The organism is Staphylococcus sp. HGB0015 (assembly GCF_000411275.1).
GTDB classification, from domain to species: domain Bacteria; phylum Bacillota; class Bacilli; order Staphylococcales; family Staphylococcaceae; genus Staphylococcus; species Staphylococcus schleiferi.
Map to the genome: position 1 here is coordinate 308,732 of NZ_KE150418.1, position 17,520 is coordinate 326,251.

Here is a 17,520-nt window from a genome sequence, read left to right on the forward strand (position 1 = left end):
GATGTGGTCTGTTGATATAATAATATTGAAGGAAATTTTAAAATGAAGGAAGTCATTTATTTTCCTGTTTGTCTTTTATTATACTGATTTTTAATCCAAAAAAGGAAGTGTTTACTATGTATTATAGTAAAGGTAATTATGAAGCATTTGCACGCCCAAGAAAACCTGAAAATGTAGAAAACAAATCTGCATATTTAGTTGGATCTGGCTTAGCCGCTCTAGCAGCAGCTTGTTTTCTCATTAGAGATGGACAGATGAAAGGCTCACAAGTTCATATTTTAGAAGAGTTACCTAAGCCTGGCGGCAGTCTTGATGGTGACGAACTTCCTAATAAAGGCTACGTCGTACGCGGTGGTAGAGAGATGGAAAATCACTTCGAGTGTTTGTGGGATTTATTCCGTTCAGTTCCTTCCTTAGAAGTTGAAAATGCTTCAGTTTTAGATGAATTTTATTGGTTGAATAAAGAAGATCCAAACTATTCACGCTGCCGCATGATTGAAAATAGAGGACACCGTGTTGATACAGACGGCGATTTTACACTCACACAAAAAGCAATTAAAGAAATTGTCGATTTATGCTTAATGAATGAAGAAGATTTAAATGATATCAAAATTACAGATGTTTTTTCTGAAGATTTCTTAAAATCTAATTTCTGGGTTTATTGGAAAACAATGTTCGCATTTGAACCTTGGCATTCTGCTATGGAAATGCGTCGCTATTTAATGCGCTTTGTTCATCACATTGGCGGACTTGCAGACTTTAGCGCGCTTAAATTTACAAAATACAATCAATACGAATCACTCGTATTACCAATGGTTGAATATTTGAAATCACATGATGTTCAATTTGAATATAATATCAAAGTAGAAGATATTAAAGTAGACGTTACGACTTCTCAAAAATTAGCACGAGAAATTCTTATTAAACGAGATGGCAAAGATGATGTCATTCCATTAACGCCTAATGACTTAGTGTTTGTAACGAACGGTAGTATTACAGAAAGCTCAACTTATGGTGATAATGACACACCTGCACCTATTACAGATGATATTGGTGGTAGCTGGTTATTATGGAATAACTTGGCAAAACAAAGTCCAGAATTTGGTAATCCAGAAAAATTCTATAAAGATTTACCAAAAAGAAGTTGGTTCATTTCTGCGACTGCGACAACAAACAATAAAAAAATCATCGGTGCCATTGAAAGACTCTGTAAACGTGACCCGCTTTCTCATAAAACAGTAACGGGTGGGATTATTACGGTTAATGACTCATCATGGCAAATGAGCTTTACGGTCAACCGTCAACAACAATTTAAAAGCCAACCTGATGATCAAGTAAGTACTTGGATTTATGCTTTATACTCTGATGTTGATGGCGATTATATTAAAAAACCAATTACAGAATGTAGTGGTAGTGAAATTTGTCAAGAATGGCTCTACCACATGGGTGTTCCTACTGAAGAAATTGAATACTTGGCAACTGAAGAAGCCAATACCATACCTGCGTATCTGCCTTATATTACATCTTACTTTATGCCAAGAGCAGTAGGTGACAGACCATTAGTTGTGCCACATCAATCACGTAACCTTGCTTTTATCGGTAACTTTGCAGAAACTGAAAGAGATACTGTGTTTACAACAGAATATTCAGTTAGAACTGCAATGGAAGCTGTATACCAATTATTAGATATTGATAGAGGGGTACCAGAAGTTATTGCTTCTGAATTTGATTTACGTGTGTTAATGGATGCAGCATACGAATTAAATGATCGTAAAAGCCTACAAGAAATCACAGAAAATAGTAAAATTCAAAAAGTTGCTTTGAGTGGTTTCTTAAGAAAAATTAAAGGCACTTATGTTGAAACATTGCTTAAAGATCATCACTTACTATAAAAGTGTGGCAGTGATTTCAAAAGTAAATCATATTTAAGAATACAAGAGCTTATTCATTGATTACATCATGAGTAAGCTCTTTTTATGCTTTTAAAAGTATTTGATTAGAAAAGGGATGGATGATAAGCACAAGTCTTAATTGTTAATGTTGTTAATCAAATAATTTAATAATATATTTGAAAATATAATTATTAACAGTTATATTTATTAAAGTAATACACAGGATAGTGTAAAAGGAGAGAGTCAGTAATGAAGAAAATTTTTTATTTTTTAATGATGGCTTTAGTGCTTGTCGTATTCACCGCTTGTCAGAAAGGAGAGCATCACGAAAAGCAAGTCAAAATCGTTGAGTACTTTGATTATAAATGTCCTTATTGCAAAGTGTTCGATCAGAAAATAATGAAAGAAATAGAGAAAAAGTATGGAACAGATCGAATTCAATATCAACTGATAGATGTGGCATTTTTAGGTGACGATGCGATTGAGGGATCAAGAGCGGCACAAGCTGTAAAAATCGTAGCGCCACAACAATTTATGACATTTCATCATCATTTAATTGAGCAACAACCGAATCACGAAGGGAAATGGTTAACGCACGATAAAATCGATGAGCAAATCGATCGTTTATCCATTAGTAAAGAACAAAAAGATAAAATTAAAAAGGAATATAAAACTGAAAATAGTGAGGCATGGAAACGTGCAGAAAAAGATATTATTAGAGCAAATAACGATAAAGTCAAATTGGTACCTACTTTAAAAATTAATGGTGAAGAAGTGAGTGATCCGTTAAATAAAGTTGAGGTATTTCAAAAAATTGATGATGCATTAAAAGCATAATACCATTTTAAATATTCGTGAGCGCTAGGATAATATATACATGTCCTAGCGTCATTTTCATTTTTAATATAAGCAGGAGGCGAGGATGATTCCTAACCTTCTGCTTTATTCTTTTTATAATGACCGCACAAGCTTGATTGAAGTGTGTCTTTCAACCAGTTATATGAAGTTGAGTCTTCCCGTTTAAAATACGTCTATTTTACAATTTTGTTTATTAAATTTTCTGAAATAAAGTGTACTTATCATTTTAATTTACTATTTATATATAACTATCCATATAGAAATTTATAATATTCATACGCTATTAATACTATTAATTAAAACTGAAAAAAATTTTAAGATTTTGTTGATAAAAAGATAAAAATATTATATTCTTTAAATAGCAGTAAAATAATTGAGAAGGAAGTTGAGTACAATGAATAAATTTCTTTTAAGGACGGCAACAGTTGTTTCTTTGTCTTTTATGGCATTCACGCAAGCTTCTTATGCATCAAGTCACACTGATTACAAAATCATAGGTGAGGACAGTCGTGTAAAAGTAAATAATACAACATTGAATCCTTATCAATCGATTACTTTTATTGAATCTAAATTTAATAACGTTTATGAAGACTGTAGCGGTACAGTCATTGCGCCTAATAAAGTGATTACGGCTGCGCACTGTGTTTATAACCCTCAATATGGTGGATTAACAGAGCAGTCAAAAATTACGCCTGGTTTAAACGGCAAAATTGCACCGTTTGGTCAATTTGAATCTAATGATATTAAAGTGCCACAACAATATAAGGATCATCAAGAAGATCAATACGACATTGCTATTATTGATGTCAAACCTAGAAATGGTGTTTCAATCGGAAATGTCGTTAAGCCAATTCAAATGGAAGCCTCCGATAATAGTAAGAATAAAGAAGTAGAAATTACAGGATATCCGTCAGATAAGTTTGAGCAATTACGTGTTCAAACGCAATGGTCATCTTCATCATTAGTTGATTTTCAAGATGGAAATAAAGCTTATTACACAGCAGACACCATTTCTGGAGAATCTGGGGCACCTGTCTTTAATAAACAGACAAAGAACATCATTGGTGTACATACAGGTGCTGTAGAAACAAGTGCAGGTTTATATAACAGAGGCACAACATTTACAAAAAACATTTTAAAATGGGTGCAACAAAACTTGTAGTAGAAGCGGGATTCGATTAGATTCGGTTACGCAAACGTAGAATAACTCAGTTAGCTAAGCCCTTTTATTTAAAGGCTTTTCCTAGGCAAAATCTATATAGGGCAGTCTCTATAATCAAAAGTGGCCTCATATTGTTGACCATAATCAACAAATAACCGAAGCGGGGCAAACATATCAAATCATGGTTTGCCCCAACGCATTGGCCGATGCAAATTGTACTTTGTAATATAATTCAATTTAAAAGAAAGAGGAATGTCAAATGAAAAAAATGATAGCTCAAACTTTATCAGTCGCATCTTTATTATTTATGACACTTACACAAGCATCATACGCAGCAGATTTTACGAATTATAATGTGATTGACAAGGACACACGTGTCAGAGTAGAGAATACAACAGTCAAACCATATCAAGCGATTACATTCTTAACAATGGCATGGGATAATGACGGTGCCGCTTGTACAGGTTCTGTCATCGGGCCGAATAAAGTCCTTACTGCAGCACACTGTGTATATGATCCGAAAAAAGGAGGACTTGCTAAAAGTACAACGCTAGAACCTGGTTTAAATGCAAAATACCAACCGTATTCTAAATTTATCTCAACGCATGTGAGAGTGCCACAACAATATATAGAAAAACAACAAAGTGACTACGATATTGCAATTATTGATGTCCAACCCAGTGCAGGTGCTTCTATCGGTAAAGTTGTGAAACCTTTCGAATTAGAGACTGCGAATGACTTTACTGGAAAAGACTTTGAAGTTGCAGGCTATCCATCAGACAAGTTTAAAGTTTTCCCAGGACCAACAATGTGGAAAGATATAGGCGTCGTTGATAGACAAGAAGGCAATAAAGCATACTATACTGCAGATGCATCACATGGACAATCAGGCGCACCGCTTTTTGATAAAACGACACATAAACTCTTTGGCGTACATACAAGTTATGTAAAAGGTAAAAATACTGAATCAAACAGAGGCACAACACTTACTGATGAAATTTATAACTGGGTTAAACAAAATCTGTAAGTGATACAGTAGTCTTGAAGCATAAATTGATCTGATGAATGTTTCTTAGTTAAGATTACTCGGGTAAGAAAAAACAAGGTAAGCGGCAACCCGAGTACCCACATTCATTTAAGAGCGTATTCAGCACAGCGTTTTGGTGCTGAATGCGCTTTTTAATTTCTAAAATGAAAAAACGATTCGTGATGGCTCACCAACCGTTAAAATACGTTAATATTTAGTTTTGGGAAGCAGAAGATGTGTGGGATGCGGCATCATAAGGGTTTTCAAAGAATGCGGCCATAGTTTCAGCGCCATTTTCTGAAAAGAAGCGTTCTAAATTTTCTTGGGATTCTTGAGCATGTCCTTTTGTGATATCATTCATTTGTTGTTCATAATGTTGGAGTATATCCATGACATTGTCGTGTGTTTTAAATGCTTCAGCTAAAAGGTAAGCATCATAGAGTGCCATGTTGACGCCTTCACCAGCAAATGGACTCATCAAATGCGCGGCATCACCGATTAACGTAACGTGAGATTGCGTATCCCAAGTGAGTCCAACCGGTAATTTATAAATACGACGGAATTTAATGTCATCATAACTGTAACGAATATAATTTTTTAATTCGTCGGCCCAATCCTCAAAATCAGCGAGCAATTTTGTTTTTAAGTCTTCTAATGGGAGATGTCTGTATTGATCTAGTGTGTCATAATGCGTTTTGAAACTGATATATGCCATGATGCGACCATCACCATTACGTTGGCCTAAAATCGCACGGTCACCACCGAGCCCCATCACTTTACCGTTTTTATTAAATGCAAGTAAGTCTGGATGTTCCTGTTCATCACTGTTCATTTCAACCATAGAAATACCAGTATATTCAGGTTCAGCATCAGTTAAATACGGGCGTACTTTAGAAAATGCACCGTCAGCACCAATAACTAAATCAGTCACCGCTGTCTCACCATTTTCAAAATGGATAATCGTTCTGCCGTCATCTTGCTGCGCCATACTTTTAAGTTGATAGCCATATTGAATATGAGACGGGTCAATTTGTTCCAAAATAATATCACATAATTGGCCACGATCGATTTCAGGTCTGCCCCCTTCACCTTCAGCGTCCTCATCATATAAGATTGTGCCGTCTTTTTTGACGATGCGTGTATCTTCGCCATCATAACGTGCATAAGTTCGAAAAGCTTCAAAAATCTGTGCTTCTTTTAAAGGAAGTTGGCCACTATCTTCATGAATATCTAAAGAACCTCCTCTATCACTATGCAAATTTCGATGACCACGTTCATAAATTGTAAAATTGTAGCCTTGTTGTTGTAGGAGGCGCCCAAGCATTAATCCACCTGGACCACCACCGACAATCGCAATATGTTGAAGATCTTGTTTTAACATTTTTAAACCTCCTATTTTTCGTCGTCTTTTTTCTCTTTAAATGACTCAAGTTGCTTTGCTGTATCTTGAATAAATTGTTCAAAATCGGCAAGTTGTTTCTCATCTTTCATTGCATGTTGACCTGCCAACATAAAGGATCTAAATAGTGACTGTAATGATGAGCGAAGTTCTGTTAACTTTTCTGTGTCCATCTCTTTAAATTGCCCCATACGTTTAGCATATTCGTCGTAATGAGGTTGTTCCTTTAAAAATTCGATGCCTTCGTCTGTAATGGTATAGACTTTTTTCTTACCTTCTTTTGAAGTAGATACAAATTCACGGTCTTCTAACATTTGAAGTATAGGGTAGACACTTCCTGGACTTGGGGAATAAAAACCTTTAAATTGCGCTTCAAGATCTTTAATAATTTGATAGCCATGTTTAGGCGAATCCATTAATAATCTCAAAATCAAAAATTGTAAATTCCCTTTCTTAAAAAATCGATCTCTTCTTTGATGTGCATCAAACATTCTGTCAAAACCATCTTGTTGATGTGGCATAAACATTTTAATTTCCACCTTTCCTTTTTCGATATATCTAAATAATAAACGATATATCGTTATTAGTCAAGAATGAACACTTATATTTTTTTGAGCGGGATTATTTTTAGTGGAAACACTATGAGCGTGAGCGGTTTGACCACGTTTAACAATACATGTATACGAAAATGGATGTGAAACAGCGCGTTATGCTCAAAATTTGAGACATCATGCATAAAATCATAAGCATAAAGGCGTAGGTCTGTTTGATAAAATAAAAAAGGGTGGTGAATACAATGCGATTTGCAGATCAAATTAAAAAACTAAGGATTGAACATGAACTTACACAAGAAATGCTAGCAACAGAAATGCATACGACGAGACAGACTGTTTCCAAGTGGGAACAAGGGACAATCGAACCCATTATCCAAATGTTAAATAAGCTTGCCTCTTTTTTCAATGTCAGTTTTGATGAATGAGTGAATGGAAATGAATTGGAAAACAAGGGAAACAACGGGACGTCTAATACGGTTGAAAAACCAATCAACGGCTGGACTTTTCTTGCACAAAAATGGTGGTTTGTACTACTGATTGTCATTATTATTTGTGATAGTGTTTTTCCGCAAAATTTAGCTATATAGTGGCATTTGTTAGATTTAAAAGGCGTCGAGTATCTATTACACGGCGTAACTTACGGTGTGATATTTATCCTTTTAATAAAACGATTGATACATAAAGGTTTAAAAAAGATTGGCTATATTTTAGAGTAAAGCGATTCAGTGGATTACGATTTTGTATAATATTAGGTCTTTTACTGCCATTTATTGTTATCGCCACTTAGATTATATTTGTGCCTGGTTTTTTCTACTGGACACAGATTGATAAAATAACGGATTACAGTGCTATGTTGATTGAAGCTGTTTTTATTGGAGGAATAGTGGCACCTATTGTTGAGGAAATGATGTTCAGGGGCGTGCTGTTACAATATATTGAAGTTAAGACAAACCGTGTATGGGCAATAGGGATAACATCTGCTTTATTTGGCTTTATTTATTTATTTATTCAATGGCAAGTTAGTCGGCTTGGATTTTGTATTATTAATAGTTGGGGGTACGATGGTGGGTGTCATGTTTGGCATTACTGTGTATACATTCAATTCAATTTGGGCAAGCGTGATCTTGCACGCGCTATGGAATCTCACGGGTGGCCTCTTTCAGATAGTGACAGCTAAAAGCGACAGTGGGCTAGGTCAATATGTAATACAAGTCCAAAACCCATTAATCACTGGAGGTCAATACGGTATAGATGCTTCAGTCATTTCAATACTTGGATATGCTGGGGTCATTTTAATGATGTTATATCGACAGAGAACAGCCAAAGTGAATATGTAAATTAACTTTTAACAGAGCCGGGGCGGGACAACGAAATCAAATAGATTTCTGTCCCGCTCCCTTTTTCATTAAATAAATGGTTGGTTTTGTTGTGTAAGATAGAGCATTTTAATTGTAACTACAATATCTTTTTTAGTTTACAATTAAACTATTATATATAAGATTTGTAATAGTTTCTTTTTAAAGTAGTAAAAATATTTAAGTCAATTTTAAGATAATATTTAATTTTTGGAAACAGCGCTTTCAATTGTTGACGTTATTCTATGATAGTTTTAAAGTTTCTTAATGTCAGGGAACGAAAGGTTGTCTGATAATTTATAGATAGGAAGAAGGCTTGTACATACCTAAAAAAGGTCTATATGAAGTAAGTGTCGTGCCGCTTTGCATTTAAGACATTGATTTTAAAATTTTCTTAGTTTAAAGGGGAATTTTGTAATGAAAAAAACGTTAAAAGTCGCATTATCAAGTGCAGTAATCTTATCGTCATTTTCATCAATCGCACATGTCGCACATGCAGATCAACAACTCGGTCAAGCTTCAGCGCAACAAATAGCGCAAAAAGAAAGTGACAGCAATGCAAGCCATTATATGGATGCAAATCATGATTTAAGAAAAAGAATCATGGCATTAGTCGGAGCAGCAGAAAATACTGATACGAACTATTCACATAATTATAGCTACATTGATGATATTGGTGATCATAGAGGCTATACTGCGGGTGTCATTGGCTTTACTACTGGTTCTGATGATATGGTGCATCTTGTTAAACATTATAATCAAATCAATCCGAATAATAACTTAAAAAAATATTTGCCAGCACTTGAAAAGCTAGCTCAAGCACAATCAGAATCTCATGAAGGATTAGATGGGTTCGAGCAAGCATGGAAAGATGCAGCAAAAAATGATAGAGCAAATTTGGTGAAAGCACAAAATTATGTATTAAAAAAAGATTATATGGATGAAGCCGTTCAAGCTGCTAAAGAAGATGGCTTATCTCAACTAGGTCAATATGTATACTTTGATGCAATTGTAAAACATGGTCCAGGTGAATTTAAAAAAGGTGGCTACAAAGGAAAAGATCCTGCAGATTGGAGTTTCGATGAATTACGCGAACGTGCGATGGATAAGAGCGGCGGAAAAACACCTAAAACAGGTGCTAAAGAAGCAGATTATTTATATGCGTTTTTAGACGGCCGCTTTAAAGCGACTCAAAAAGAAAATGAAAATAATGGTAGTAAGGATAACGATGTCTTTGATCGATTGAAAGTACAACAACAATTTATAAAAAACCAAAACTTTGATTTAAAACTTCCTTTAGACTTCAAAATGAATGGGGAACAATTTCATTTAGACCAAGATGCCATTCAACATTATAGTAATGAAGATATAGATTTTGATCATGCTTAATAAAAAAGGAAAAGGTGACTATCAATGAAAAAAACGATGTTGACTTCAATTTTAGCGGCAACAACTCTATTAACATTATCACTACCAGCACATTCTGCACATGCAGATGAAATGGGGCGTTTACAAACGCAAGGTAAAGAAATTCAAAAAGATGGACAAAACTTCCAACTTAAAGGTGTCAATGCGGGTAATGTATTTACAACTGAAAAATGGATGGGCGGCTATCCGAGTGCTGCAAATATCAATGGCGGCTACAAAGCGGTATTTGATGATATTCAAAGTAAAGTAAATTCGTCTGAAAAGGCACACCAAATCTTAGATCGATATGCGCATAACAGATGGGACGACCAAGATTTTCAAAACGTTAAAGATATGGGCTGTAATACAATACGATTGCCAATTAACTATATTAACTTAACTAATTATCAAAAAGGCATGAATCCGAAAGATGTTAAAATGAGAGACCATGCGTTTGATGAAATTGACCAATTTGTAGCTAAAGCGCAACAACATGGTTTATACGTCATTTTAGATATGCATGGTGCGCCAAATTCACAAAATGCACAAGAACACTCTGGCGAAGCACAAGGTGATAAATCAGTGGGAAATTTCTGGAATGACCCAGATGCACAAGGTAAAACAAAAGAAATTTGGTACTATATTTCACAACATTATAAAAACAACAATGCTATCGCTGGATATGATATTTTAAATGAACCTAAAGGGCCTGCAGGTCACAGTGATGGCCAAGTGCAACAATTTTATAAAGATACTTTAAAAACAATTAGAGGAAACGGCGATAACCATATCGCATTTTTAGAAGCAGTATGGGATCCGCAAAATATGAAAGACCCTCAATATTTTGGTAAAAATAATAATAATATTGTATATGAATATCATAACTATCCATATGGTGACGGTGCACAATCACATAAAGGTATTCGAGAAAACTTCGACAATAAAATTAATAGTATTAATAAAGCAAATTATAATGTGCCAAGTTATATGGGTGAGTTTAATGGTAACGCGGCAACAAATGATCTGCATATTGCGCCAAATGGCAATGACTTCAAATATATTTTGAAGAAAATGAATGAGAGTCATATGTCTTGGTCGATTTGGAATTATGATAAAGAAGGTATTAATCAGCAAGATTCTTCTTGGGGCGTAGAAAATTTCAAAGGCATTCAAACAGATATCAACTCAAACGATTTCGGTAAAAAAGAACAACCAAAAAAAAATGAAACTGTTTTTAATGCAGTCAAAGAAGCTGCACAACAATCATAGCGCTACACAATGAATAATCAGATAATCAGACTTTATAGCAACTAGAAGCGTGGGCAAGAGTCTGGGACAAAATTGTCTCAGTAATCGATGAAATCCGAGGTTTTCGTAAAAAGCGAAAAATCTCGGATTTTTTCCTTTTACCATCAGTTTAGCCGCACTAGATGCGACTAATTTCCTTAGGTACCTCGTTAGTTTAGTTTTTGTTGTGATGAATTAAATTATACGAAAGTGCCTTATTTTTTTAAAGGATAATGGTGAATGATTACATATATAAGCGAAGTATTTATAGCGAGACTCCTGAGGGAACAGGACGAGCCGAAGACTACAGGCTGAGGCTGTCCCCTCGGAAAGCGAGCCTATATAATACGAAGCATGATAATAAAAAGGAAGCTCGAAGACGTTTTTTATCAAAATCATCTTCGAGCTATTTATTTTGGTATTTATGTCCCAGACTCTTGTCCGTTTTTTATATTTAAATGGATATTTCTCCCTACTGTTGAATCCGCGATAGTATCAATTCTGCATTTTCTTGTGGGATATACCATTTGTTAATCATAATTGGAGCTTGGTTTTGAGCATAGATGGTTTCAATGATTAACCAACAGTTTTTGCCCCCTTCAAAGGTATGATTTTGATATTGAAAACTTGGTGAAGAGGTGATACTGATTTTTAAATCGGATTGTGTTGAATTTTGATAAATCGTATTTTCCACAAAATCACGCATTGCTTGTTCACTTTGCGTATTGATTTTAAATGTATCAATCACATGTAGTGGAATAAAACTAAAACAAAAGGCAGCTGAAGCTTCATATGAACTTTGTGCATGTTCATAATAACGTTCCATCGCAATAACAGCTGTAGGATGGTTTGGGAATAAGTGGTTGGTATATTCGCTTTCGAGGTCGACACGATAATGCATAGAAGCCAGTGATACAGGTTGTATTGAAACCTGTTGAAGCGGATGTTTTAACAGACCCATACTTGAAGTTTGGTGTGCCACTTTTTGACGGAGAACAAAATGACCTTTTCCACGTGTACTTTCCACGATACCATCTTCTACTAAAAGTTTGATCGCTTGTCGCAATGTCATTCGGCTCACTTGGAATCTTTGACATAGCGTCATCTCTGTAGGCAACGCCTGCCCACTCGGATATTTGCCGATTTGAATTTCTTCATACAATGTATTATAAATCGTTAAAAATTTAGGCTGTGATTGCGACGCCATGAAACAAACCTCCAGTTCAATCATTCTCTTCTATCATCATACAACACTTTAAAGTTGAAGTGGACCAATAAATTTGATTGAACTATGAAGATAATGGCATGAATCATAGGCAATAGGAAAGAGCCAAAGCGGGAAATGACACCTTGATCTCTATCCTGGAGACTAAAAATGAATCTTAATCGTGATGTTCTTAATTTTGTCATAAGCTAAGTATTGAAAGCGTTTTAAAATAGGTTTATTATATAAATGGGTATACAAATAGACAAATTAGTATACAAGTTTGTTGAAGGCGTTTTAAAGCTAAGTATAGTGTTAAATGTTATTCGCGAAGTGGTGGGTCACGTGACATGACTTGGTGAATAAAAGTGTTGTTAAGTGTAACGTACAATATGTTTGAATCATGGAAGCAAGCCTGAAAATAAGGTTAGAAAATCGCTTAGCTTTAAGATGTCTTCCACAGATGTGTCATTCAGTCAGTTATTGCCATTTTAAAATAGAGAGACTTTTTTGTAGGTGAAAGTGTGTATTGGTCTCAGACTCAAGGAGCGAAATGACTATGGACTATTCTAAAGTTAAAAAAGCAGTTCCCATTTTATTATTTCTATTTGTGTTTAGTTTAGTGATTGATAATTCTTTTAAATTGATTTCAGTCGCGATTGCAAATGATTTAAACATTTCTGTAACGACTGTAAGTTGGCAAGCCACGTTAGCAGGTCTTGTTATTGGTATTGGTGCAGTGGTCTATGCATCGTTATCTGACGCGGTCAGCATTCGTACGCTGTTTATTTACGGTGTTTTTCTTATCATTACAGGTTCAATCATTGGTTATATTTTCCAACATTATTTTCCAATGGTTTTGATTGGACGCATTATTCAAACGGCCGGACTAGCAGCAGCTGAAACACTTTATGTCATCTACGTGGCAAAATATTTATCAACAGAAGATCAAAAAACGTACTTGGGTCTAAGCACAAGTAGTTATTCGCTATCTCTTGTGATTGGGACTCTATCAGGTGGCTTTATCGCGACTTATTTACATTGGACCAATATGTTTTTAATTGCGCTAATCGTTGTGTTTACATTACCATTTCTTTTTAAATATTTACCTAAAGAAAAAAATACAAATAAAGCGCACTTAGATTTTATAGGTTTAATATTAATTGCAGCTATTGCGACAACAGTCATGCTGTTTATTACACATTTCAATTGGCTATACATGATTGCTGCTTTAGCAATTATTATTATCTTTGCATTTTACATTAAAAATGCACGCCATCCATTAGTGGATAAAGCATTTTTTCAAAATAAACGCTATACGTCATTCTTATTTATTGTTTTCATTATGTATGCAATTCAATTAGGTTATATTTTTACATTTCCTTTTATCATGGAAAAAATTTACGAGGTAAAATTAGATACAACGTCATTGTTACTTTTACCGGGTTATGTAGTCGCAGTGGTTGTCGGAGCATTGAGCGGTCAAATTGCGAAATTTCTTAGCTCAAAACAAGCAATTATGACTGCGATTAGTTTAATTGCTTTGAGTTTGATTTTACCTGCATTTGCGGTGGGTCATCACATTATCATTTTTGTTTGTTCCATGATATTCTTTGCAGGTAGCTTTGCATTAATGTACGCACCACTTTTAAATGAAGCGATCAAAACAATTGATGTTAAAGTGACAGGGGTAGCGATAGGTTTTTACAATTTAATTATTAATGTAGCTGTCTCTGTAGGGATCGCGTTAGCTGCGGCATTAATTGACTATCAACCTTTAAATTTCCCGGGAAAAGATGCGATGAATACGCACTTCGGAATGATTTTAATTATTTTAGGGCTACTCAGTGTGGTTGGACTTATTCTATTTACCATCCTTAATCGCTGGACACAGTCAAAAGTGACATCCCACCACGAACAATAAAAAGAATGAAAAAGAGAAGGAGATCAAATTATGAAATTTGAAAAATATATCGATCATACATTGTTAAAACCAGAATCTACACGTCAACAAATTGATCAAATCATTGAAGAGGCCAAAACGTATCACTTTAAATCGGTTTGTGTCAATCCGACGCATGTTCAATACGCTGCCGAACGTCTTGCAGATAGTGACGTGCTTGTGTGTACGGTGATTGGTTTTCCATTAGGTGCATCAACGACAGAAACGAAAGCTTTCGAAACCGAAGATGCTTTACGTAAAGGTGCAGATGAAATCGATATGGTCATCAACATTGGCGCTTTAAAAGATGGACGTTACGCTGATGTACAGCAAGATATTGAAGCTGTGGTCAAAGCGGCTCAAGGTCATACGGTTAAAGTCATTATTGAAACGGTTTTACTGACAGATGAAGAAAAAGTGAAAGCCTCTGAATTAGCACAAGCAGCAGGTGCACATTTTGTGAAAACATCCACTGGCTTTGCGGGTGGTGGTGCCACACCTGAAGATGTGAAATTAATGAAAGAGACTGTCGGGGATGCATTAGAAGTGAAAGCCTCCGGCGGTGTGCGTAGCTTAGAAGATTTTAACGCAATGGTTGAGGCAGGTGCCACACGTGTGGGCGCAAGTGCAGGTGTTCAAATCATGCAAGGATTAGAATCCGACGCAGACTATTAAACGATAACAATGTTAAATTAATCAATGTAGGAGTGATTTATATGACAGCACCATTTCAACGTGTACATTTGATTGTCATGGATTCTGTTGGGATAGGAGAGGCCCCAGATGCGAAAGATTTTAACGATGAAGGGTCCCACACACTGAAACATACGTTAGAAGGATTTGACCAAAAATTACCGTATCTCGAACAATTAGGTTTGGGTAATATTGATGCCTTACCTGTCGTAGGGGCAGTTGCACATCCCAAAGCGTATTATACGAAATTAAGCGAAGCTTCAGTCGGTAAAGATACGATGACAGGTCATTGGGAAATGATGGGCTTGAATATCATGCAGCCGTTCAAAGTGTATCCAAACGGTTTTCCACAAGAATTAATTGATGAAATCGAACGAATCACGGGACGTAAAGTCGTTGTGAATCGACCGGCTTCAGGTACACAAGTGATTGATGAGTGGGGCGAACATCAAATGAAAACAGGCGATCTGATTGTATACACATCCGCAGACCCTGTGCTTCAAATTGCCGCACATGAAGAGATTATTCCACTTGAAGAACTCTATGACATTTGTGAAAAAGTACGTGAATTAACAAAAGACCCGAAATATTTAGTCGGTCGCGTGATTGCACGTCCATATGTTGGTGAACCGGGACACTTCACAAGAACAAGTAATCGTCATGACTATGCCTTAAAACCTTTTGGCCCAACAGTGATGAACACACTTAAAGATCATGATTACGATGTCATTGCCATCGGTAAAATTAATGATATTTTCGATGGCGAAGGTGTTACAGAAGCCGTACGTACGAAAAGTAACATGGACGGGATGGACCAACTGATGCAAATCGTACAAAAAGACTTTAAAGGTTTAAGTTTCTTAAACTTAGTCGATTTTGATGCATTGTATGGGCATCGTCGTGATAAACCCGGTTACGCGCAAGCCTTGAAAGACTTTGACAATCGTTTACCGGAATTAATGGCTGCGATGCGTGAAGATGATTTACTCATCATTACAGCTGACCACGGCAATGATCCAACGGCAGAAGGCACAGATCACACACGTGAATACATTCCAGTGTTGATGTACAGTCCGAAATTTAAAGAAGGTCAAGCGCTCGATACGGATACAACATTTAGTTCAATTGGGGCAACCATTGCAGATAACTTTGGCGTACCGCTTCCAGAATTCGGTCGCAGTTATCTTCAAAAATTACAATAACAGTGATGCGTGTCAAACAATGAAATTAAGGTTTGACACGCATTTTAATGTTGTTAAATGGACATACAAACCAGTTGGATGACAATTGTTATTAAAAAGGTAGAAAATTTTATATAATGAAAGTAAGTGGCACGGCCTGAATAACAATTTACGGAGGCGATAAAGTGTTAAAACTTGCAGATTGGAAAGAAGAAAAAGAAACATTGCATCGATTGGCTCAAATATTAGGTAAACATAAGCTCGCGAGCGCCTTCCAAGAACCGCAGTGGGCACATGTAGTTTTAGATATTACTCCAAGTGGGTTTTCAACAGGTATTTTATTCTACGCTGAACATACGTATAATATTCAAGTCGATTTAGTACAACATCGCATTATAGTTGAAACAGATCAAGGACGAGATAGCATCCCATTAGAAAATGGAACGAGCATCCAACAATACTATGAAGGCATTCATCAGTTGCTTCAAAAATTTGAAATTGATGTAAAAATCAATCAAACCCCACAAGAAGTCGAAGATCAAACGCCTTTTAATCAAGATGCGCATCACTGTCACTATGACCCTGAGAAGAGTAAACAAGCATTAAATCTAATGAAATTCGCAACACGCACGTTATCCTTCTTTGTGGCGCCTTTCCGTGCACGCAAAGTTAAACCTGGTCTTTTCTGGGGTACATTTGATATTTCATCAATTATTAACTATAACGCGATACATGAAACATTCAAACCATCTCAAGTCATTGAATATGCCGCTTTTGATGAACATTTTATAGAATTTGGTTTTTGGTTTGGTGACGATCGCTTTGAAGGTCCGACATTCTTCGTCTTGCCTTACCCATTTGTAGACGCTAACTTCAAGTTCGATCAACCTTTAATTGAAGATGCTTACTTTGACAAAACGCTCACTGAGCTGATTTATGAATTGCCTGAAACATCACAAGAAACATTAAAATTATTGAATCAATTCTTTAATCAAGGTTTCCACATTTTCAAAGATTATTTATCATGGGAAAACTGCCAATACTATGAAATCCCATTAAAAATGCAAAATAACCAAATCCAACAACAACCTTATTAAACCATAATAATCAACAAATTAAGCACAGAGTCACAAAAAAGCCCGTCTCATGCATTTTATACAATGCAGGGACGGGTTTATTTTTTGGCAGTATTGTTCGCATATCTTCAATATTTTGCTTTAAACCATAGCAAAAGTCCTTAACAATAAATTATAAATTTTTACTACTTGTTTTATCCCTAAATATTTGTATAATTTAATTATAAAGATTAGTTTTCATATAGTTTTACTGAAATTTCACTTAAAAGGAGGATGAAAATACACGGTTGTAAGTGAAGTTAAATTGTAAGTTCATAAATGTTATTAGCAGATTAAAACGTAGTGATCATGCAGACGCACTATTCAAAATTGATTTGTATTTTATTGTTATGCAAAAGATAAGTAATAAACCTATGTTTTAAAAATTTAAAGATGTTGAATTAAAGAGGTCTACTTATAAAAGACATGAAGATCCAATAAATG

The 17,520-nt window shown here is 35.4% G+C and carries 16 protein-coding genes; 13 read left to right on the forward strand and 3 right to left on the reverse strand.

Annotated elements, in window-relative coordinates:
- The first annotated feature begins 116 nt into the window (after nt 1-116).
- The 4 genes from HMPREF1208_RS08075 (at nt 117) to HMPREF1208_RS08090 (ending at nt 4,939) form a co-directional block, all read left to right on the forward strand.
- The gene (locus tag HMPREF1208_RS08075) at nt 117-1,892 is read left to right on the forward strand and encodes an oleate hydratase (protein WP_016425867.1); all 1,776 of its coding nucleotides are present in this window, start codon (nt 117-119) and stop codon (nt 1,890-1,892) included.
- 249 nt (nt 1,893-2,141) lie between these two features.
- Entirely contained in the window at nt 2,142-2,729 is a 588-nt protein-coding gene (locus tag HMPREF1208_RS08080; RefSeq protein WP_016425868.1) for a DsbA family protein, read from the forward strand.
- Between the two features lie 415 nt (nt 2,730-3,144).
- Nucleotides 3,145-3,912 (forward strand): trypsin-like serine peptidase, encoded by a 768-nt coding sequence (locus HMPREF1208_RS08085; RefSeq protein ID WP_016425869.1) that lies wholly within the window; start codon nt 3,145-3,147, stop codon nt 3,910-3,912.
- A gap of 259 nt (nt 3,913-4,171) precedes the next feature.
- Entirely contained in the window at nt 4,172-4,939 is a 768-nt protein-coding gene (locus HMPREF1208_RS08090) for a trypsin-like serine peptidase (RefSeq protein ID WP_016425870.1), read from the forward strand.
- Nucleotides 4,940-5,153: 214 nt separating this feature from the next.
- On the opposite strand, the gene HMPREF1208_RS08095 is transcribed toward HMPREF1208_RS08090, so the two are convergent.
- Nucleotides 5,154-6,320, reverse strand: coding sequence for an FAD-dependent oxidoreductase (locus HMPREF1208_RS08095; RefSeq protein WP_016425871.1), 1,167 nt, complete (start codon nt 6,318-6,320; stop codon nt 5,154-5,156).
- Nucleotides 6,321-6,331: 11 nt separating this feature from the next.
- Nucleotides 6,332-6,865 carry a PadR family transcriptional regulator gene (locus HMPREF1208_RS08100; RefSeq protein WP_016425872.1) on the reverse strand — a complete coding sequence of 178 codons (534 nt, stop codon included), beginning with the start codon at nt 6,863-6,865 and terminating at the stop codon, nt 6,332-6,334.
- 269 nt (nt 6,866-7,134) lie between these two features.
- Here HMPREF1208_RS08100 and HMPREF1208_RS12445 point away from each other — a divergent pair, with 269 nt between their 5' ends.
- From HMPREF1208_RS12445 to HMPREF1208_RS08120, 5 genes are all read left to right on the forward strand, one after another.
- Nucleotides 7,135-7,317: a helix-turn-helix transcriptional regulator gene (locus HMPREF1208_RS12445; protein ID WP_016425873.1), complete on the forward strand. Its 183-nt coding sequence runs from the start codon at nt 7,135-7,137 to the stop codon at nt 7,315-7,317.
- 482 nt (nt 7,318-7,799) lie between these two features.
- Nucleotides 7,800-8,069 carry a CPBP family glutamic-type intramembrane protease gene (locus HMPREF1208_RS12660; RefSeq protein ID WP_371665304.1) on the forward strand — a complete coding sequence of 90 codons (270 nt, stop codon included), beginning with the start codon at nt 7,800-7,802 and terminating at the stop codon, nt 8,067-8,069.
- Nucleotides 8,059-8,229 (forward strand): hypothetical protein, encoded by a 171-nt coding sequence (locus HMPREF1208_RS12665; protein WP_155976562.1) that lies wholly within the window; start codon nt 8,059-8,061, stop codon nt 8,227-8,229. Before HMPREF1208_RS12660 ends, HMPREF1208_RS12665 begins: the two co-directional genes overlap by 11 nt.
- A 435-nt stretch (nt 8,230-8,664) precedes the next feature.
- Nucleotides 8,665-9,636, forward strand: coding sequence for a chitosanase (locus tag HMPREF1208_RS08115; protein ID WP_016425875.1), 972 nt, complete (start codon nt 8,665-8,667; stop codon nt 9,634-9,636).
- A 24-nt stretch (nt 9,637-9,660) separates the two neighbouring features.
- Entirely contained in the window at nt 9,661-10,923 is a 1,263-nt protein-coding gene (locus HMPREF1208_RS08120) for a glycoside hydrolase family 5 protein (protein WP_016425876.1), read from the forward strand.
- Nucleotides 10,924-11,413: 490 nt separating this feature from the next.
- On the opposite strand, the gene HMPREF1208_RS08125 is transcribed toward HMPREF1208_RS08120, so the two are convergent.
- Nucleotides 11,414-12,148, reverse strand: a complete 735-nt coding sequence (locus HMPREF1208_RS08125) for a GntR family transcriptional regulator (RefSeq protein ID WP_016425877.1) — start codon at nt 12,146-12,148, stop codon at nt 11,414-11,416.
- Nucleotides 12,149-12,698: 550 nt separating this feature from the next.
- Here HMPREF1208_RS08125 and HMPREF1208_RS08130 point away from each other — a divergent pair.
- From HMPREF1208_RS08130 to HMPREF1208_RS08145, 4 genes are all read left to right on the forward strand, one after another.
- On the forward strand, nt 12,699-14,069 hold the full coding sequence (locus HMPREF1208_RS08130; protein WP_037559412.1) for an MFS transporter: 1,371 nt from the start codon (nt 12,699-12,701) through the stop codon (nt 14,067-14,069).
- Between the two features lie 30 nt (nt 14,070-14,099).
- The gene (gene deoC, locus HMPREF1208_RS08135; RefSeq protein WP_016425880.1) at nt 14,100-14,762 is read left to right on the forward strand and encodes a deoxyribose-phosphate aldolase; all 663 of its coding nucleotides are present in this window, start codon (nt 14,100-14,102) and stop codon (nt 14,760-14,762) included.
- 41 nt (nt 14,763-14,803) lie between these two features.
- The gene (deoB, locus tag HMPREF1208_RS08140; protein ID WP_016425881.1) at nt 14,804-15,982 is read left to right on the forward strand and encodes a phosphopentomutase; all 1,179 of its coding nucleotides are present in this window, start codon (nt 14,804-14,806) and stop codon (nt 15,980-15,982) included.
- Nucleotides 15,983-16,146: 164 nt separating this feature from the next.
- Nucleotides 16,147-17,058, forward strand: coding sequence for a DUF5996 family protein (locus tag HMPREF1208_RS08145; protein ID WP_016425882.1), 912 nt, complete (start codon nt 16,147-16,149; stop codon nt 17,056-17,058).
- The last annotated feature ends 462 nt before the right edge of the window (nt 17,059-17,520 follow it).